The organism is Aliinostoc maniaoense (assembly GCF_058172895.1).
Genome location: NZ_CP187952.1, coordinates 2304246 through 2322446 on the forward strand (window position 1 = coordinate 2304246; position 18201 = coordinate 2322446).

Below are 18201 nucleotides of genomic sequence, written 5' to 3' on the forward strand. Positions count from 1 at the left end.
TTATTTCTAAAATCCGAGTAACACAAAATCAGCTTAAAAATAATTCATCTTCAAGCCAGCTAGGGACTTCCAACTAAAAAAATATACAATCGCTGTGGTAAGCAGGGGGGCAGGGGGCAGGGAGCAGGGGGAAAAATCAAAATATTCTTTCTCGGAAATTGGATAATTTATTTTCTGGAAGCCCCCTAATCATGAGAAAATCTCACAACTAAAAATGATAGAGGAACTGGGGACAAATCAATTCAAAATTCAAGAACTACTTACTCAGCACGCTGCTCACTCCCCGCTTCCGCTAACAGCACTCAGCACTCATTTTGTAAAATCAATCACTTTCCAACCCAATCTCCAAGATTAGTTACATCATTACCTATAGCATAAACTCAAAATACCGCTTTGAAATGATTACATTTGTTATTACTCATCAAATATCAAGCAACCCATAACGTTTTTGTAAAGCAAGTAGCTTGATTCTAGCCTCCCCTGCGTTATCTGCTAAATCAGCAAATTCCACAAACCGTCTGAGTTCTTTTCTTAACAAGTTGCGCTCTACTTCTATAGTTTCCCGATCTAAATCTGGTGGCAATACAATCATATCAAATATAGAACTGCGTTTTTTATCAGGGTGAGGGCGTAAAACTCTCCCCCGTCTTTGGATGAATTGACGAGGATTACCAGAACTTGATAAAATCACCGCCGTTTGAATAGCAGGAATATCTACCCCTTCATCTAAACAGCGAATCGCTACTAAACCTTGTAATTCTCCCTTTTCAAACTGATTACGTAAAATTTCCCGTTCTGATAACGGTGTGTGGGCTGTGTAGGTACTGACTTTATAACCTAATTCTACCCCTAAAATTTTCGCCACGGCCTTGAGTTGTCGCAAGGAAGAACGTTGTCCTGTTTCTAGACAACCATCACTACAATAAAAAAGTGTATGACTAGTTTCCCGGCGCGTTGCCATTAATTGTCTGAGTGCATTTAATTTATTAGCGGCTGCACCGATTAATCTAGCTCTTTGCATTAATAACGGCTTTAAATCTTCATGATTTTCAAAATTCCCTGAGTCGCCATTTTCCCGTTCTCGATATAGTAAAGACCTACCGATTTTTTTAGTTAACTTTAAATAGGCAATACTTTCAGCTTCCGTTAACTCTACAAGTATCGGATAATACAAATAATGTACCAAAGCCCCTTGAGAAATTGCATCTTTTAAAGTAAACTCTGGCTGCAAAACATTACCAAAATAATCAAATAAAGATTGCGTACCATCCTCATCAAAATATCTTTCTGGTGTAGCCGATAATGCCAACCTTAAACCCACACTTCTAGGCAAACTTTCCTCTAATTTCGGCGCGCCTAAATTATGGGCTTCATCACCAATAATGAAAGTTTTAGGCGGAAAATACTTGAGTTGTGACTGAAAACCATCACCAATTAATGTGGAGTTAGTAGTAATGACAGTCACAAAATTTTGCGAACGAGAACGCAGATTATATAGTTGAGTAGAAAGTTGACTTTGCCAATTGCGGACATTTTCAAAAGCTAAAATAGGTTGTAAATTGAACTTTTCACATTCCCTAGCCCATTGGGTGACAAGATGGCGATAGGGACACACCACCAACAACACCTGCAAATTAATTTGTTTGTACAATTCACAAGCTATAGCCAGTGCAGTGATAGTTTTACCACTACCAGTAGCCATTTTCAGCGTACCTCTGCCGTTATTTGCAAACCAATTAGTAATAGCTTGTCGCTGATATGGGCGCAATTGCAGAGATGTCGGCATCCTCGGACATCCTGGTAATGGTTGAGTTTGGTAACTCCCCCCACCTTCCTTAAGCAAAGGTAATTTTAGGCGGAAAGAGGGTATTGGCTGCACTGGATTTAGCGTCAGGTACATAAAAATTCAAAATTCAAAATTCAAAATTCAAAATGTAGGAATTTTGGGCATTGGGCATTGGGCATCGGGCATTGGGCATTGGGGTAAATATTTCTCCCTTGTCAGGGCAGGGTGTGCTTGGTGTGGGATGGTGGAGAACAAATCTTTCCCCCCACACTCCCCTCTCTCCCCACACTCCCCCTGCTCCCTTGTCTACCTTGTCTACCTTGTCTCCTTCTGCCCCCTGCCCCCTGCCCCCTGCCCCCTGCCCCCTGCTTCTATTCAAACGTAACCGCGCCAAACGCCGACGAGAGAACCTTGTACTTCGACTTGCATAGCTGAGACTTCGATGGGGTTGTATTTGGGGTTGGCGGGTTTGAGGGTGACGCGATCGCCACTGCGATAAAAACGCTTTAATGTATTACCGTAGCCCTCAACTCTAGCAGCGACAATTGTGCCATTTTTTAAATGTTCCGGTTCGGGAACTGGGCGCAGAAAAACTAAATCTCCATCACTAATTAAATCTTCAATCATGCTATCCCCAGCTACCCGTAAAGCATAGGTTTGGGGTGGTAGAGTGAAATTAGAAAAGTCAATATGCTCTACAGCATCGGTAAAAGGTTCTATTAAACCACCAGCCGCAATTGCACCTAAAACTGGCACACCTTGCTTGATAGATTGTAAAATTCTAATCGTGCGCGCTTTTCCTTCAGTCCATTCAATGTAGCCTTTATTGCGTAAATGTTCTAGACGGCTTTGAATTGGTGCTGGTGATTTTAAATTCATCGCTTGCATCATTTGCCGAATTGAAGGAGAATGCTGGTGAATTTTGATATATTCTGCCAGCCATTCATAAAGTTCTTGTTGTGCTTGTGTTAGCCTTTCCATAAAAATATAGGGGAGGTAAATATAAATGTCCCTAGAACATTAGTACTACAAAAAATCATTAATCACAAGATAAAAATCAAAATAATTTAATTCAGAAAAGAAATAGGTAATAGGGAAAAGGTAACTGAGGGGAGCAGGGGAGGAGGGGGAGACAAGGGAGACAAGGGAGACAAGGGAGACAAGGGAGACAAGGGAGACAAGGGAGAGAATTTTAGATTTTAGATTCTGGATTTTAGATTGAAATCTAATCCAAAATTTAAAATCCAAAATCCAAAATTGAATTGTCCGATGCCCAATTCCCAATTCCCAATTCCCAATCTCAATAATCAATATGCACCTAAAATACTAGCTAACAAAGCCTTTTGTGCGTGCAATCGATTTTCTGCCTGATCCCAAACTCGTGAGTGTGAACCTTCAATGACTTCTTCAGTAATTTCCTCACCACGATGAGCTGGTAAACAGTGTAAAACAATGGCATTTTTATCAGCCAAGCTCAATAATTGCTCAGAAATTTGATAAGGTTGGAAAATCGGAAAGCGATCGCCTGCTTCATCTTCTTGTCCCATACTTGCCCAAACATCAGTGTAGAGTACGGTAGATCCCTTTGTGGCTACCTCTGGATCGTGAGTAATTAAAACTTCAGTTTTATCACCTGCGATCGCCCGTGTTTTTTCAACAATGGTAGAATCTGGTTCATAACCAATAGGAGTAGCAATTCTGACATTTATCCCAGCTAAAGCACAGCCGAGCATTAAAGAATTAGCCACATTATTACCATCACCAACGTAGGTGACAGTTAACCCCGCCAGAGTGCCGAAACATTCTTGCACTGTTAATAAATCAGCTAATATTTGACAAGGATGCTCTAAATCTGTCAGTGCATTAATTACAGGGATTTTGGCATAATTAGCAAAAGTTTCTAACTCTTGTTGTGCAAAGGTGCGAATTGCCAGAATATCCAGATATCGATCTAATACCCGTGCTGTATCTTGTACAGGTTCTCCCCGACTCACTTGAGTGACATTAGGATTTAAATCAATCACTTGTCCACCCAATTGATACATTGCCACCGTAAAACTAACCCGTGTGCGAGTTGAAGCTTTAGAAAACAGCAAACCCAACACCTTCTCACAACGCAACTGTAAACGTTGTGATTTTAATTCCGTTGCCAATTGCAGCAGTTCTTGAAGTTCCCCAGGATTCAAGTCCGCCAAACCTAATAAATCTCGTCCAAATAATGCTGCCATAGTCTTAATATGTAAAAAATAATTATATGGTGATTAGGGACTGGAAACTGGGAATTGGGGGCAGGGGAGCAGGGGGCAGGGAGCAGGGAGCAGGGGGCAGGGAGCAGGGGGCAGGGAGCAGGGGGCAGGGGGCAGGGAGACAAGGGAGACAAGGAGAGAAGTCTGAGCGGAGGTTTCCTCCGATGGCTTCGCCAACGCCAAGGGCGAACAGAACTTCGGGGAGACAAGGGAGACGATGGAGCAAAAAAGTTTTGACTCATGCCCAATGCCCAATGCCCAATGCCCAATGCCCAATGCCCAATGCCCAATGCCCCAAAAAAATACTAGACAAATAATTTGCTTGTGATATAATTAAAAATCGGTGAGTGCTTGAGAGAAAGCAGTAACCTGCCAGCATAGCACAGTGGTAGTGCATCCGACTTGTAATCGGAAGGTCGTCGGTTCAAATCCGACTGCTGGCTTTGATTTTTCTAGAGTGAGTGTACAACAGAAGGGCGCGATCGCTTAAACTCATATTTCCTAGAGTATGCAAAAATTCTAGGCTGGATTGACAATGATTTCATCTATGCTAATCTTCCTAGTTGTGTGCGTTAATATTGCAATCATATTCATATAGATATAATGATAACTTTTGATTTTTAAAGCTTTATCTTTAACATTTTATTTTATGTAATTCTTTTTAATAATTCTATTTTTACCAACTGAGGCTGCTGTTAATCAGCAAACTTCAGGCAAAATTGGGATGGAATCATCTTTTTAGTATAATTCAAATTGCATTATTGATAAAGTTAATCAAAAAATGACTCTAATTTGAGCCATAATAAACAAAATAGTTGCTATTATATCGCCATCCTATCGTGATTCAAACTAAGCTCAACTTCAAACATCAGGAAAATCCAGTTAATCTAGTTAATCCTGTATTTGCCAACCATGAAACTTTTCACCCTCGTTTTGGATGGTTAAAAAAAGGATTTGATGCAGCTAAGAAAAATCCAGGTGTTTTCTTACAGGATGACGCGCCTGTGCGTTTAGGTGTGGGTAAAAATATGGTGCGTGCAATTCGTTATTGGTGTATGGCTTTCAAAATTCTTGATAAGAATAGCTTACCAACAACATTTGGGGAAAAATTATTAGGAAATAATGGCTGGGACTCTTATTTAGAAAATCCGGCTTCATTATGGTTATTACATTGGAATTTGTTAAAGCCTACTTGTGAAGCGGCTGCTTGGTATTATATTTTTAATATTTTTCGTGATGTAGATTTTACAAAAGAAGATATTTTATTAGGCTTAAAAGATTATATCAAAAGTTTCAATAAAAATATTGCAGAATCTTCTTTTATTAAAGATATAAATTGTATTTTAAGAATGTATGCAGCACAGGAATTTATAAAAGATAATAGCCCTATTGAAGATTCTATTGATTGTCCTTTCAATGAACTGGGTTTAATTCGTCATTTCGGCAAAAATTATCAATTTAAAATTGGTGATAAAGCTAATTTACCTGCATCGCTGATAGTAGCTAGTTGTTTAGAATATGCTAGTTGGGCTAATCAAGATAGTAATACAATTACTATTCGTAAGTTACTGTATGATGAAGGTAGTCCGGGGATGGTATTTAAACTGACGGAGAGTGTTTTGTGTGCAGCTATTGAAACATTAGCTAAAGAATTTGAGCCGATAGTTCTTTCTGATACTGCTGGGTTAATTCAATTATCTTTACCGGAAAATCCTGAAATTTTAGCGGAAGAAATTTTAGATAAATATTATTTTGGGGAATAGGTCATGGGGCATTGGGAATAGGATTGGAAATGCGTTAATCAGGATTATATCTATATATTTATTAATACACATGAGTGAAATTATGACTAACAAAAAGCTGTCACATTATTTTAGTCTTCAGCGTCGCTATTCTCGTTCTATTAATTTAGAAAGAGATTTAGATAGTGCGGAAGCTTTAGACGGTTATGTTTTGACTAAAAGAGCAATTGATTCTCTCAAACGGATTTTAAATAATTTTAATGCTGAAGAAGGCAATAGAGCTTGGACTTTAACTAGTGTTTATGGAACTGGGAAATCTGCTTTTGCTCATTATTTAATTTCCCTTGTAGCTAATTCTCAAACTAAAATACACACTCAAGCTTTATCAATAGCCGAAGATAAATTAGGTAAAGATAGTGATATTTATCAATTAATTCAAGAGAAGATTAACCCAAAAGGATTAATTAGGGCTGTAGCGACGGGACAAAGAGAACCGATTAGTCATACTATTATTCGGGCTTTATTAACTGGCGTTGATAATTTTTGGACTGCTAGCCAAAAGAACAAAATTAATGTTGTGCGTCAGTTGGTAGATTTAGAAGCAGAAATTAATGATGGTGGTAAGGTTGATAGTAGAGAAATTCCGCATTTGGTGTTGGAATTAGCTAAGGAATCAGGGACGGGTATTTTCCTAGTTATTGATGAGTTAGGGAAGAATTTAGAGTATGCGGCTCATGCTCAAGGAGATGAAGATTTATATCTTTTGCAACAATTAGCGGAATTACCAAGACATAGCAAAACTCCGATTTATATTTTAGGGATTTTACATCAAGCGTTTGCCGAATATGGTCAGCGTTTAGCTACTATTCAAAAAAACGAATGGGCGAAAATTCAGGGACGATTTGAGGATATTCCTTTTACGGAATCATCTGGACAAATGATGAGTTTGATTGGTGAAGCAATTGACTCATCAGCCGCAGATAATATCAAAAGTGCTACTAACACTTATGCTGAGGAATGGAATAAGTATTTAGCATCAATCATTGTTGATGAAGAAGTTACGGCTCAAGTTATCAAAAAAGTTTATCCCCTACATCCTTTATCAGCTTTGGTGTTACCGAGTCTGTGTCAAAAGTATGCTCAAAATGACCGTTCTTTGTTTACGTTTTTAACTAGTAGTGAGCCTTTATCGTTTCGTAATTTCTTAGAATCAGAAACGGTTCAAGATTATAATTTACCCTGTCTTAAAGTATATCAAGTTTATGATTATTTTATTGAATCGGCGGGTATGGGTTTAGCTTCTCGCCCAAATTTGCAAAGATGGGTAGAGGTGCAAGATTTAATTAATGATGCGAAACGTTTAGAAGAAGATAGTCTCAGGGTATTAAAAACAATTGGGATTTTTAACTTAATTACTATTACCGGTTCACTGCGGGCGACGAGAAACTTAGTTTGTTTAGCGATGTGTAATTTTCCGTCAGCCGCCGAGATTAATTATTGGCAGGAAATTATTGATAAACTACTCAAACAAAATCTCATTACCCATCGTCGTCAGTTAGATGAATTGCGGATTTGGCAAGGTTCAGATTTTAATGTTGACGGTGAATTAAGTAATTATATACAACAAGAGCGATCGCCTCTTGTCAAGCTCCTATCTCTACACCGTCCCCTCAAGCCCTTAGTCGCACAACGTCACAGTTACCAAACGGGGACTTTGCGTTATTTTGAACGCCATTATTTAGATAATTCCCAAGATTTAAGTCAGTTAAGTTGCAATAGCATAGATGCAGATGGTTTTGTGGGTTATTGGGTAGATGATGTAGTTCCGAGTGCTGTTCCCGCTACCACTAGTGATGGTAAACCATTGGTGATTTTGGGTGCGGCGAGCTTAGAGATATTGCGAATACGTACCCTGGAATTTGTGGCTTTAAGTAATATCAAAAAAACCGCCAAAGAGTTGCAGACTGACGGGGTGGCGAGAAAAGAGGTAAATTATCGCCTACAAGAAGCAGAAGAATTTTTAGATGAAACCCTGAATCAATGCTTTAGTATTGGGGTAAATCAGCAATGTTGGATTCAGGGACAAGTCGAGACATTAAACAACATTACTGACTTTAATAGTAAGCTGTCCGAGATTTGCGATCGCACTTATCATCACAGTCCCATTTTATGGAATGAATTAATCAACCGCCGCGATTTAACCTCCCAAGGCGCAAAAGCTAGGCGCGAATTAATTCAGGCGATGTTAGAACATCAACATGAGGAAAGATTAGGCTTAGAAGGATATGGCCCCGAAGTCAGTATGTATTATTCTCTGTTAGAGGAAACAGGGATACACCGTCAAGAAGATGAAGACTGGGACTTTTACCCACCATCGGAAAATTCTGGTTTAAATTCTCTGTGGGAAGCGGTTGAAGATTTTTGTCTAGCAGCAACCGAGAAAAGCCAAAGTTTTGATTTACTCTATCAACATTTATCAGCACCACCATTCGGGGTAAAACAGGGTGCAGTTCCCGTAATTTTAGCGGCTGTGTTGTTGTATCACGCCGATGATTTGGGGTTATATCAAGACGGAACATTTATTCCTGTCTTGGGAACAGAACATTTTGAATTGTTAGTTAAATATCCCGAACGATTTGCAGTTAAGTATTTTGCAGTTGTGGGATTAAGGGCGGAAGTATTTAAAGAATTGGAAGTGATTTTACGAAATCCCCAGTTAAAGAAATTAGGTAAAGTGCGTAACGCAACTTTGTTAACAGTGGTGACTCCGCTTTATCAATTTGTCAAAAAGTTGCCGAAATACACTCAACAAACTAAAAGACTTGCAGCAGAACCGAGAGCCATTTTAAAAGCATTACAAACCACTGTTGAACCGGATGAATTATTATTTAAAGCTTTACCCGCAGCTTGTAATTTACCTGCAATTGGGACGGAAACTGGGGATGATGGCGTAACAGCGAGAACTTTACGGACTAAGTTAGTTCATGCTTTGAGAGATATTCATACAGCTTACGATCAATTATTAAGTGATTGTCAAAAACTGATTTATGAAGTCTTTGGGGTGAGAAGTCCAGAAACAAAACTGCGGGAAGATTTGCGAGTCAGGGCGAATTATTTAGCCGGAAAATGTATTGAACCTTTACTCAAACGCTTTATTCGGGCTGCATCAGATGAAACTAAAACTGATGCTCAATGGTTAGAAGCTTTGGTGATGATTGTAGCAGATAAACCGGCAGAATCTTGGACTGATGATGATGCAGTTGCCTTTGAGATGAAATTAGCCGATTTGGTGCGGCGGTTTAAGAATTTGGAAGCTTTGCAAAAAGAAGTCGCCGCCAAAGGCGAAGGTTTTGAAGCGCGACGCATAACGATGACTCGTCCCGATGGTCAAGAAATCCATCAAATGGTATGGGTAGATCATGGGAGAGAGTCGCAAGTTGAGCAGATTGTTGACGACATTTTAGCAAAATTACCTGATGATCAGCAGTTAAGACAGGCGATTTTAGCAAAGTTAAGTGAACGCATTTTAAATGTGGATTTACCTGAGACGGTGGCACAAATTGGCGATAAGGGGAATGATGAAATAGCAGGGAAAAATGCTGGTTAATGGAAGTATTATGATGAGAAAGAGAACCTAACACGAGAACTGCATAATGAGCGTGAATTAGAGGGTGTTTGAAAAGTCGAAAAGTATACTAGAAACCCCTCTCCAAACCTCTCCCCGAAAGGTCGATAGGCTTTGAAACCCCCATTCCCTTGTAGGGAAGGGGGGCTAGGGGGGTTAGGTTTTAAAGATTTTGGTGTTAGGAATGATACTTTTCAAACATCCTCTTAGATATAAATCATACCGTATGAGCAGCTAAGGGAAATCAAAAGATGATCCAAACAGCGATTACTAAAAGAATTACCACAATTAATGAAGCAGAAAGGCAATTTAATTTAGTTCGTACTGCTGATATTAATTTTTTTCCAGAGTGGAGAGAAAATTTAGCTGATTTAACTGATAAGGAAAAAACAGTATTAGATAGAATCAAAGCTAGATACCGCTATCATCGAGCTAATGGGCATCTAGCAGAAGGGTTAGTTAATTTAGTGGTTTTATCGCCCTTACTGGAGTTAGCAGGTTTTTATGATCCCCCTTTTCAAATGCAAGGGGAAGTTGCTGTTGAAGTTAGTGCATTAGTTCCTCTAGATGAAGTTAACGAGGAAATTTTAAGGGGAAGAATTGATTTTTTAGTAGTCTCAAAAGAACTGTGGATTGCAGTTTTGGAGTCTAAGGGAACAGCAATTAATCTTGATGTGGCAATTCCTCAAGTTTTAGCTTATATGATGGTTAATCCTAATGCAGAAAAACCTGTATTTGGGATGGCGACTAACGGGGGAGAGTTCTTTTTTATCAAACTAAATCGTCAGGGAACATCTCAATATGATATTTCGCGTATTTTTTCCCTTTTACCTTTACAGAATGAACTTCATGATGTGCTAATGATTTTGAAAAAATTAGGAAGTCAGATTGAAGATGATACAAACTAAAAAGAGATTTGGGAGTAGTGACAATGTTAGGTTTACTAGCCAAATTGAGTCTATGGGAAGAATTAACAAGTCACTCAGCACTACAAAACGTTGATTCTGACCAAATTTTGCTGATGAATGGGATTAGCTGGGATATATATGAAACACTATTGCAAAGCTGTCAAAATAATTCTCACTATCGCTTTAAATATTTAGAAGGTACTTTAGAAATAATGTCACCGAGTCGCCGCCATGAGGTGGATAAAAAGATTATTGCTTTATTGTTAGAAACATATTTTATAGATAAAGGTATTGATTTCTATCCTTTAGGCTCAACTACTTTTAGAAGAGAAGCAGCCGCTAGGGGTATAGAACCAGATGAATGTTATTGTTTTAATTCTGAAAAACCTGTTCCTGATTTGGCGATTGAAATAGTTGTCACCAGTGGGGGAATTGATGATTTATTAATTTATCAAGGTTTAGGTGTACCAGAAGTTTGGTTTTGGCGGAACAATCAATTTTTATTATATTATCTGCGTGGTAATCAGTATGAACAAATAACGAAAAGTGAACTTTTACCGGATTTAGATTTAGAATTGTTAGCCAATTTGCTTATGTCTGGTGGGAAACCAAAAGATTTAATTGCTAAGTTTCGGGAAAGTTTTAATAGCCAGTAGGGTGCATTGAAGCAAAGCATAACGCACCGTATGATGGTGGTGCGTTACGGCTATATATGATTTGCTCACACTTCCAAATGCTTTCACAGCCGTAACACACCCTACAATTTAAGTTTGATTTTTGATGGTTTATTCTTGTTGTTGGTTTAACCAAGTTTCTAAATCAGTAACACTAGAAAAATCTAGTAATGCTTCTCCTAGATTTTCTAATTGTTCAATTGATAATCCTTGAATGCGCTCGATTAATGATTGGTTAATTTCCCCAAGTCGGCGATTGAGTAAACGTAGAACTAAGCGTTCTTCTCCTTGTTTATTTCCTTCCCATATAGCTTGTTCTCTATCTCTTTGATAAAGTGGTTCTAATCGCATAACTAACTCCCTATCGTCTGTTTCTAATTCTTGATTGATTCTTAAGTTTTCCCGCAGGTTGTAAACTAATTCGAGGGTGGCTTGTTGGTATGGATGATTTAATGGTAACGCTTGCAATTCCATAATTGCTTGGGATTGTACGTTTCCTCTACCTAAAAGCCTCAGCCATAGCGTTTCGGGTGTTTGTGGTAGTTGATGTATGGCGACAATGGCTGTGCGTAGTGCATCTGGAAGAAAATGTACTCCTGATATCCAATTGGGTTTTTGGATAGTTCCAAAGCTAGATAGTCTAGTTTCGGATATTGTGGGAGTCAGTACCCATAATTGGGGAATTTCTGCGTCTTGAAGTTTGGTTTTGTTGGTTTTAGCTTCTCGTCGCAGTGAGGCTTTAACTTCTAATAATTTGAGTATACAATCACAGATTTCATCGGTGGATGCTGGATTGCGGAAGGGTTCTATGATGGCTGGATTTTCGGCAAATCTTCCTAGTAAACCCAGGATTTCTAAGTTAGGTGTTTGCTGTTTGTTGGGTGTGAAGAATACATCTATTTCTTTGATTTCTCCTGAGACTTTTTCTGATGCTTTGACTTCTCCATAGTCTTTTAGTAGTTCTTCTAGATAGTCTTTGGCGAATTTGTCATGTATGAACCGTGTCATCTAATTTGAATATTATTGATTTTTCTAGTTTTTAAAATTATAAAGAACTGGTGCGATCGCTTTACCATCTACTCCCTAAATCTCTATAAGTTTAGATAAAAACCTAACCCCCCAACCCCCTTCCCTACAAGGGAATGGGGAGCAAAACTCCCTTCTCTTTGCAGGGGAGGATTGCTTCAAGGTGGTAGCAATAGTGGGATAGATGATAGGAATGAGGAGCAAAACTCCCCTCTCCTTGCAGGGGAGGGGTTGGGGGAGGGGTTCTTATAGTGACACAGCCTACTAAATGTAATTGAACCGTGCTGAGGTATAAAAGCTTAATTGGTTAGTTGATCAAAGGCTAACTATAACAGTGATATTACTAGGCAATTTTAAAATAAGTTTAAAAATGCTACAGATTACCTTTACACATTTGCTAAAATATTAGCATGATTAATATAGTTGCCTAAGCGCACTAAAAACCAGCATGGCGGAGAAAAAAACTAGACACATACTCGGGCTTTCTGGGGGGAAGGATAGCACGGCTTTAGCGGTGTTACTGCATAGGGAAATTCCAGAGATGGAATACTTTTTTTGTGATACCCATAAGGAATTACCGGAAACTTACGATTATCTTGACCGCATTAAGGCACGTCTGAAAATTAAAGTTCATTATCTCAGTGATAAAGGCGGTTTTGACCATTGGTTAGCGATTCATGATGGTTTGTTACCTTCTCCCCAAATGCGGTGGTGTACGGTGAAGATGAAAATTAAGCCGTTGGAGGATTTTGTGGGGGATGATGAGGCTATTAGTTATATTGGTATCCGTGCTGATGAAAACCGTGAGGGTTATATTGTAATTCTCACCAATATTAAATATTTTATTTTGACAAGAGCTAGTGCGATCGCTCTAACTCCTGTATATTTTATTTCCTAACCTTGCTGTCTAATTAATACACTCACTACATCGCCTAATTCACCTAAACTTCCTGCTATGACTGGTTTTGACCAAGAACCCACTTCTGCATAACCTGTAGTATGTAGCTGATAAATTGTTCTCCTGACTAGTTCAGGACTACCGACTAATATGTGCTTTATCTTTTCTCGCCTCACCTGGACTTGATTGCTACCGCTATCTTCTAATCTCATAAATTCTTCCGCCATAACGCACCTGTTTAACATTATCTTTGTTTCGTTATCATATATGATAACCAGTGCGTGACAAAAGTTATCATAAAAGTTAACAAGATTGCGATCGCTATGCTGTGATAATGGAAATCATGGGAAAAGCAGGACAAGCACTCAAACAGGTTTTAGAGTCTTACAACATCAGCCAAAGCCAACTGGCGACGGGTTTAGGTGTTGAGCGTCCGATTGTCTTCCGTTGGTATCATGAAAAAATTGATCCTACGGCTGAAACTGTTGCAGAAATTGTCAAGGCGTTAAATAAGATTAATCAATCAGCCGCAAATGATTTTATTCAAGTATATTTAGGAGATTTAATTTTATTTAGAAATCCCATCATGAATCAGGATTTACCACTATCAGATAAAGTTAACGTTACAGTTTTATCCCAAATATTTAACAATATTACTAACTCATATAAATATCTTTACTTTCTATCAATATTAGATATTCTCAAAAGAAGAAATTTTGATATCTTATCGCCTATTAGCTTCCGAGAAATAATTGTGGAAATGTTAGCTAATGCTTGGTATCCCCATAATTATTTTAAATTGTCTTTTGGGAAGCAAGACCAAATTGCTAATAAATTAGATGCTCTTGAACTTGAAATTACAGAACCGATTTTAAAGTTTAGAGATACAGATAAAAAATTTTTGCGGACAGCTATTAATAACCAAAATCTCGATGATATTGTTATTTCGATTAATCGCTATGTCTCTTATCGTTTAATTCGTCCTTTCTTTGCCCAAGAAACAAGAGGCTTAAAAGATTATGATGTTAATCCCACTATTATTAATTTAGCTAACAATCAATTTGATACGAAAAAGCCTTTATATTCCTTTGATGCTGAAGACCAGAAAAATTGTAACGCCATTATTTTACATCCAGATTGGATTCAGTATTTAGAGGAAAACTACACAATAGTTAGGGGTTGGGCTTCCTGGGAATGGTTGAATTATATGCAGCAGAGAAACCCCAGCACCCCTAATGTAGTTAATAAATTATTTATGCCACAAGAGAGAGATTCTCTAGGTAATCAAACTAAATATTGGAAAACGATTTTAGAACATCGAGAGATTGAATGTATTTATTCTAAAATCAAATTAAATAAAAATGAAATTTCTTTAGATCATTATTTGCCTTGGTCTTTTGTAGCTCATGATCAGTTATGGAATTTAATCCCTACTACAAAATCTGTTAATTCTTCCAAGTCTAATAATTTACCATCAGAAGCATATTTCCGTGATTTTGTATCATTACAGCATTTAGGCTTAACTATTTATAAGCAAAATGTCTCTCAAACAAAATGGTTAAATGATATTGAATCTTTTGTAGCAGAGTTGAAAGTTGATCAACCAGATGATTTATTAAATTTAGAAATTCTGATGAATGTTTATACAAAAACTATCCAACCTTTGATTTCTTTGGCAACTCTGCAAGGTTTTAGCCCTAATTGGATTTACACCTGAAATTCTTAATTTTGAATTTTGTAGCTTGCTTCCCGCAGGGTATTTTGAATTTTGAATTGGTATTAGACATTCCCCCCTATATCCTCAATCGGTTAGCCGCAGACGAACAACGCAACCTCCGCATCATCCTAGAACTAGAAGCCCTCGCCCCACATCATCAACGCATCATAGTATTTAATACCTCCGTCGAACACGCGAAACTCATCGCTTCCATTTTGCGTTTACGCGGTTTCCATGCTGATGCTGTCACAGGGGAAACCCCCAAATCCGAACGAGAAAGACTGATTCACAGCTTTAAAGACCAACAAACCCAAACCAAGATTTTATGTAACTACGGCGTATTAACCACTGGTTTCGACGCACCTAAAACCAGTGCTGCTGTTATCGCCCGTCCTACCAAATCCCTTGTCCTCTACAGCCAAATGGTAGGACGCGCCATCAGAGGAATCAAAGCTGGGGGTAATGCTACCGCCGAAATAGTCACCGTTGTCGATAGCCAACTTCCTGGTTTTGGTTCAGTTGCATCAGCCTTCCACAATTGGGAAGACGTTTGGAGGAAAACCCATGAATAACGCCCATGATATCGTTCCCACACACCTCGCAGTCCAAGCCATGCGGGATAACGGTTATAAAAACGCCGCCTACGCTTTAGCCGAATTAATGGATAATGCCATTCAAGCTGGTGCATCGCAAGTAGAACTGCTGTGTGGGGAACGGAAACAACTGGTAGAAGGGAGGAGGCGATCGCGCATTGAACAAATCGCCGTGTTAGATAATGGTTGTGGGATGGATGCGAATGTCTTACGTCTCGCCCTGCAATTTGGTAACGGGACATATTTAGATGAAGACAAACACACCGGAATCGGTCGTTTTGGCATGGGTTTACCCTCGTCTTCTATTTCCCAATGTCAGAGAGTTGATGTCTGGTCATGGCAAAATGGCATAGAAAATGCACTGCATAGTTACCTAGATTTAGATGAAATTAAAACTCGGCGGATAACCGAAGTACCAGAACCGAAACCTAAAGCCATTCCCACAACTTGGACAAGAATTGGTCAACAATTTAGCGAAAGTGGCACATTAGTAGTATGGTCAAACATCGACCGTTGCATTTGGCGGACGGGAAAGGCAATTATTGAGAACTCAGAATTTGTGATTGGCAGAATGTATCGCAAATTCATTAATAGCGGCGATGTCAAAATCCGCATGGTAGCGTTTGATTTAGATGCTTTATATAACCTGATTTTAGAAAAATACGCCCTACCTAATGACCCCGGTTATTTAATAGAAAAAACCTCCTGTCCCGCCCCATTCGATAATCAAGCCATGTTCCGTCCCTGGGAAGGCGATACATCGTATGAAGCCACTTATAAAATTAACTTTAAAGACAAAGAACATGATGTAAAAGTGCGTTTCTCCTACGCCAAAGAAGAAGCGCGTCAAGCTGAACCTGGAAAAAACCCTGGTAGTTTACCACACGGACAACACGCAGCTAAAAATGTTGGTGTTTCCGTTGTCCGAGCAGGGAGAGAATTAGAACTAGACCAAAACTTAGTAAATAATTATGACCCTACAGAACGCTGGTGGGGAATTGAAATTGAATTTAATCCATTACTTGATGATATTTTTGGCGTTACAAATAACAAACAATCAGCCCGGAACTTTGGTGAGATTTTACAACTAGATATTGAGTCTTTATTAGAAGAAGGAAAAACAGTTACCCAACTAAAAGAAGAATTACTCCAAGACGAAGATCCAAAATTTCCTTTATTGGAATTAGCCCATAAAATCAGCAGTCAACTAAGTTTAATTCGTCGCTTAATTAAAAACCAAACAAAAGGTACTCGTAGTAACTCTGAAAAACGCCATGACCCTTATAAACCTGAGAAAGTTGCAACTACTGTAACTCAAGAGCGTAAATCACAAGGTTATAAAGGTCAAAGTGATGTAGATGAACAATTACCTAAAGAAGAACGCAAACAAGTAATTAAAGAAACTCTCAAAGAAGAAGGGGTGACGGAAACTAAAGCCGAATTATTAGCCGCCACAACAGTAGATGATGGCTTGAAATATACCTTTGTTGAAGCACCCCTTGATACTCCTGCTTTCTTCTCCGTTAAACCGAGAGGAGGGGCAATTATTGTGACTCTAAATACTAATCATCCAGCTTATCAAAACTTAGTGGAAATCTTAGAAGAGGATGTTGATAAAGCTGATGTAGATACTTTACGTTCTCGGTTAGTTAATTCTTTGGATGGGTTAAAGTTACTCTTGATGGCATGGGCTAGATATGAAGATGAGCAGCCAGATGGTAAATTTAAAGAAAATGCTCAAGATACGCGCATTGATTGGGGGAGGGTTGCTAGGAGGTTTTTAGAGAATGAATAAGAGTAAATCTCACGCAGAGACGCAGAGGCGCAGAGAGTTCGGGGAGTTGTGATGATTATTCTCTGCGTTTATTGAGAATGATAAAGTGCGATCGCTGATTAATTGAGGCACAATAGAATCAAAGACGCTATCAACACACAATGACTACTCAATTGATGGTTCAACCCTCATCTTTAATATCTTCTGGTGTTAAGATGAGTGAATTTGGTGATATTTATCTGTTTAAATTTACTGATGAGCTACAGTCTCGTTTTGAAGAACTGTTAGAGAAGAAAAAAGCTGATGCGCTCACTCCTGAAGAAGAAGCCGAGTATATAGGTATCTCCGAATTAGAGCGAATCTTGACCTTGATTAACGCTCAACTAGCAGCAAAAAGTAAATGGTGTCCGAACCAACTCGAAAACTCTTAAGATATATCATTCAACTGTTAGCTCAGTTAACGATTGACTACCAAAATAGTAAATCAGAAAGACACGCGATCGCTAATCAATTCCCTGTGTCAGAAACAGAATTTACATTATTAGAAGAAATTGAACTATTCACTACAGATATTCGCGGTTATGGCAGTCAAATTAAAGCTAGAGGATATATAGAAAATCCACAGCAAGCAATTGAACAATTAAAACAAAAACGAGTGTTTGATGTTCCGAGTATTTCCCAATTGTATTTGCATAACTCTCATGAATACGAAAATATTAAATCATACCTAAGAATGTTAGATTATTTAAGACTATTAATTTTAGAATATTTAACTTCTCAGTAAAAGTGATGAAATTAAGAATTTGAATACACGCATTTGTATCTAGGAGGTAGGCCATTGAATCTCCTCCCGATTCTCAAAGGGAAGTTGTTCTACTCTTTCCAGGGGTTCACCTTCCCAACTACCTATGACATTTTCTAAAAACCTATGAGAATAACCTAATTCTTGGGGTGTTTTGTTTGTAGTCTGTGATGGTTCTGGACTCACAGGCTGAAAGACAATTACTACATCTAATTCTTGGTTTGCAATCTCAGGTGGAAGTTGGATTTGCAAAATTCCATCATTACCGATATGTGTTCTAATCTTTATGCTTTCCATAACGTGACTCGCTAACTAGAACCCGATAACCCTATAATACCGAAACCATGCTTAATTAGGGTGATGAAATCTCACGCAGAGGCGCAGAGACTTGAGAGAGTTGTTATCATAAT

Annotated in this window: 18 protein-coding genes and 1 tRNA gene; 12 read left to right on the top strand and 7 right to left on the bottom strand. The window is 38.5% G+C overall.

Annotated elements, in window-relative coordinates:
* Nucleotides 1–421 precede the first annotated feature (421 nt).
* The 4 genes from ACPZ3T_RS10300 to argF form a co-directional block, all read right to left on the bottom strand.
* Nucleotides 422–1900, bottom strand: coding sequence for a DNA phosphorothioation system restriction enzyme (locus ACPZ3T_RS10300; protein ID WP_490275904.1), 1479 nt, complete (start codon nt 1898–1900; stop codon nt 422–424).
* Between the two features lie 13 nt (nt 1901–1913).
* On the bottom strand, nt 1914–2165 hold the full coding sequence (locus ACPZ3T_RS10305) for a hypothetical protein (RefSeq protein WP_490275906.1): 252 nt from the start codon (nt 2163–2165) through the stop codon (nt 1914–1916).
* Complete coding sequence (gene lexA, locus ACPZ3T_RS10310; protein WP_490275908.1) at nt 2162–2767, bottom strand: transcriptional repressor LexA; 606 nt, start codon at nt 2765–2767, stop codon at nt 2162–2164. The genes ACPZ3T_RS10305 and lexA overlap by 4 nt, the downstream gene beginning before the upstream one ends.
* Nucleotides 2768–3093: 326 nt before the next feature.
* On the bottom strand, nt 3094–4014 hold the full coding sequence (gene argF / locus ACPZ3T_RS10315) for an ornithine carbamoyltransferase (RefSeq protein WP_490275910.1): 921 nt from the start codon (nt 4012–4014) through the stop codon (nt 3094–3096).
* A 26-nt stretch (nt 4015–4040) separates the two neighbouring features.
* Between argF and ACPZ3T_RS10320 the strand changes: the two genes are divergently transcribed.
* The 6 genes from ACPZ3T_RS10320 (at nt 4041) to ACPZ3T_RS10345 (ending at nt 10963) form a co-directional block, all read left to right on the top strand.
* Entirely contained in the window at nt 4041–4349 is a 309-nt protein-coding gene (locus ACPZ3T_RS10320) for a hypothetical protein (RefSeq protein ID WP_490275913.1), read from the top strand.
* A 54-nt stretch (nt 4350–4403) separates the two neighbouring features.
* A tRNA-Thr gene (locus ACPZ3T_RS10325) sits at nt 4404–4475 on the top strand.
* A gap of 396 nt (nt 4476–4871) precedes the next feature.
* Nucleotides 4872–5795 carry a DUF4007 family protein gene (locus ACPZ3T_RS10330; RefSeq protein ID WP_490275916.1) on the top strand — a complete coding sequence of 308 codons (924 nt, stop codon included), beginning with the start codon at nt 4872–4874 and terminating at the stop codon, nt 5793–5795.
* An 82-nt stretch (nt 5796–5877) separates the two neighbouring features.
* Nucleotides 5878–9381 (top strand): hypothetical protein, encoded by a 3504-nt coding sequence (locus ACPZ3T_RS10335; RefSeq protein WP_490275918.1) that lies wholly within the window; start codon nt 5878–5880, stop codon nt 9379–9381.
* A 269-nt stretch (nt 9382–9650) separates the two neighbouring features.
* Nucleotides 9651–10307, top strand: coding sequence for a type I restriction endonuclease subunit R (locus tag ACPZ3T_RS10340; RefSeq protein ID WP_490275922.1), 657 nt, complete (start codon nt 9651–9653; stop codon nt 10305–10307).
* A gap of 23 nt (nt 10308–10330) precedes the next feature.
* On the top strand, nt 10331–10963 hold the full coding sequence (locus tag ACPZ3T_RS10345; protein ID WP_490275924.1) for a Uma2 family endonuclease: 633 nt from the start codon (nt 10331–10333) through the stop codon (nt 10961–10963).
* A gap of 129 nt (nt 10964–11092) precedes the next feature.
* Here ACPZ3T_RS10345 and ACPZ3T_RS10350 read toward each other — a convergent pair whose 3' ends face one another.
* Nucleotides 11093–11989, bottom strand: a complete 897-nt coding sequence (locus ACPZ3T_RS10350; RefSeq protein WP_490275926.1) for a DUF4351 domain-containing protein — start codon at nt 11987–11989, stop codon at nt 11093–11095.
* A gap of 466 nt (nt 11990–12455) precedes the next feature.
* On the opposite strand from ACPZ3T_RS10350, the gene ACPZ3T_RS10355 reads away from it, so the two are divergent.
* Entirely contained in the window at nt 12456–12905 is a 450-nt protein-coding gene (locus ACPZ3T_RS10355) for a phosphoadenosine phosphosulfate reductase family protein (RefSeq protein ID WP_490275928.1), read from the top strand.
* Here ACPZ3T_RS10355 and ACPZ3T_RS10360 read toward each other — a convergent pair.
* The gene (locus tag ACPZ3T_RS10360) at nt 12902–13150 is read right to left on the bottom strand and encodes a hypothetical protein (protein WP_490275930.1); all 249 of its coding nucleotides are present in this window, start codon (nt 13148–13150) and stop codon (nt 12902–12904) included. The two genes, ACPZ3T_RS10355 and ACPZ3T_RS10360, sit on opposite strands and share 4 nt — an antisense overlap.
* A gap of 98 nt (nt 13151–13248) precedes the next feature.
* Between ACPZ3T_RS10360 and ACPZ3T_RS10365 the strand changes: the two genes are divergently transcribed.
* The 5 genes from ACPZ3T_RS10365 to ACPZ3T_RS10385 all read left to right on the top strand — a co-directional run bounded on the left by ACPZ3T_RS10365 (nt 13249) and on the right by ACPZ3T_RS10385 (nt 17773).
* Nucleotides 13249–14622, top strand: a complete 1374-nt coding sequence (locus ACPZ3T_RS10365) for an HNH endonuclease domain-containing protein (protein WP_490275932.1) — start codon at nt 13249–13251, stop codon at nt 14620–14622.
* A 44-nt stretch (nt 14623–14666) separates the two neighbouring features.
* Nucleotides 14667–15194, top strand: a complete 528-nt coding sequence (locus tag ACPZ3T_RS10370; RefSeq protein WP_490275934.1) for a DEAD/DEAH box helicase — start codon at nt 14667–14669, stop codon at nt 15192–15194.
* Entirely contained in the window at nt 15187–17010 is a 1824-nt protein-coding gene (locus ACPZ3T_RS10375) for an ATP-binding protein (protein ID WP_490275936.1), read from the top strand. The genes ACPZ3T_RS10370 and ACPZ3T_RS10375 overlap by 8 nt, the downstream gene beginning before the upstream one ends.
* Before the next feature lie 140 nt (nt 17011–17150).
* Complete coding sequence (locus ACPZ3T_RS10380) at nt 17151–17420, top strand: hypothetical protein (RefSeq protein ID WP_490275938.1); 270 nt, start codon at nt 17151–17153, stop codon at nt 17418–17420.
* On the top strand, nt 17390–17773 hold the full coding sequence (locus ACPZ3T_RS10385) for a hypothetical protein (RefSeq protein ID WP_490275940.1): 384 nt from the start codon (nt 17390–17392) through the stop codon (nt 17771–17773). Before ACPZ3T_RS10380 ends, ACPZ3T_RS10385 begins: the two co-directional genes overlap by 31 nt.
* A gap of 39 nt (nt 17774–17812) precedes the next feature.
* Here the strand turns inward: ACPZ3T_RS10385 and ACPZ3T_RS10390 are convergent, their stop codons facing one another.
* Nucleotides 17813–18088 (bottom strand): hypothetical protein, encoded by a 276-nt coding sequence (locus tag ACPZ3T_RS10390; protein WP_490275942.1) that lies wholly within the window; start codon nt 18086–18088, stop codon nt 17813–17815.
* Nucleotides 18089–18201 lie beyond the last annotated feature (113 nt).

What these genes read in the sequence shown, in the direction of transcription:
- ACPZ3T_RS10300 (WP_490275904.1), bottom strand. Translation starts at nt 1,900, where the DNA reads ATGTACCTGACGCTAAATCCAGTGCAGCCAATACCCTCTTTCCGCCTA.
- lexA (WP_490275908.1), bottom strand. Translation starts at nt 2,767, where the DNA reads ATGGAAAGGCTAACACAAGCACAACAAGAACTTTATGAATGGCTGGCA.
- argF (WP_490275910.1), bottom strand. Translation starts at nt 4,014, where the DNA reads ATGGCAGCATTATTTGGACGAGATTTATTAGGTTTGGCGGACTTGAAT.
- ACPZ3T_RS10320 (WP_490275913.1), top strand. Translation starts at nt 4,041, where the DNA reads ATGGTGATTAGGGACTGGAAACTGGGAATTGGGGGCAGGGGAGCAGGG.
- ACPZ3T_RS10335 (WP_490275918.1), top strand. Translation starts at nt 5,878, where the DNA reads ATGACTAACAAAAAGCTGTCACATTATTTTAGTCTTCAGCGTCGCTAT.
- ACPZ3T_RS10340 (WP_490275922.1), top strand. Translation starts at nt 9,651, where the DNA reads ATGATCCAAACAGCGATTACTAAAAGAATTACCACAATTAATGAAGCA.
- ACPZ3T_RS10345 (WP_490275924.1), top strand. Translation starts at nt 10,331, where the DNA reads ATGTTAGGTTTACTAGCCAAATTGAGTCTATGGGAAGAATTAACAAGT.
- ACPZ3T_RS10350 (WP_490275926.1), bottom strand. Translation starts at nt 11,989, where the DNA reads ATGACACGGTTCATACATGACAAATTCGCCAAAGACTATCTAGAAGAA.
- ACPZ3T_RS10355 (WP_490275928.1), top strand. Translation starts at nt 12,456, where the DNA reads ATGGCGGAGAAAAAAACTAGACACATACTCGGGCTTTCTGGGGGGAAG.
- ACPZ3T_RS10360 (WP_490275930.1), bottom strand. Translation starts at nt 13,150, where the DNA reads ATGTTAAACAGGTGCGTTATGGCGGAAGAATTTATGAGATTAGAAGAT.
- ACPZ3T_RS10365 (WP_490275932.1), top strand. Translation starts at nt 13,249, where the DNA reads ATGGGAAAAGCAGGACAAGCACTCAAACAGGTTTTAGAGTCTTACAAC.
- ACPZ3T_RS10375 (WP_490275936.1), top strand. Translation starts at nt 15,187, where the DNA reads ATGAATAACGCCCATGATATCGTTCCCACACACCTCGCAGTCCAAGCC.
- ACPZ3T_RS10380 (WP_490275938.1), top strand. Translation starts at nt 17,151, where the DNA reads ATGACTACTCAATTGATGGTTCAACCCTCATCTTTAATATCTTCTGGT.
- ACPZ3T_RS10385 (WP_490275940.1), top strand. Translation starts at nt 17,390, where the DNA reads ATGGTGTCCGAACCAACTCGAAAACTCTTAAGATATATCATTCAACTG.
- ACPZ3T_RS10390 (WP_490275942.1), bottom strand. Translation starts at nt 18,088, where the DNA reads ATGGAAAGCATAAAGATTAGAACACATATCGGTAATGATGGAATTTTG.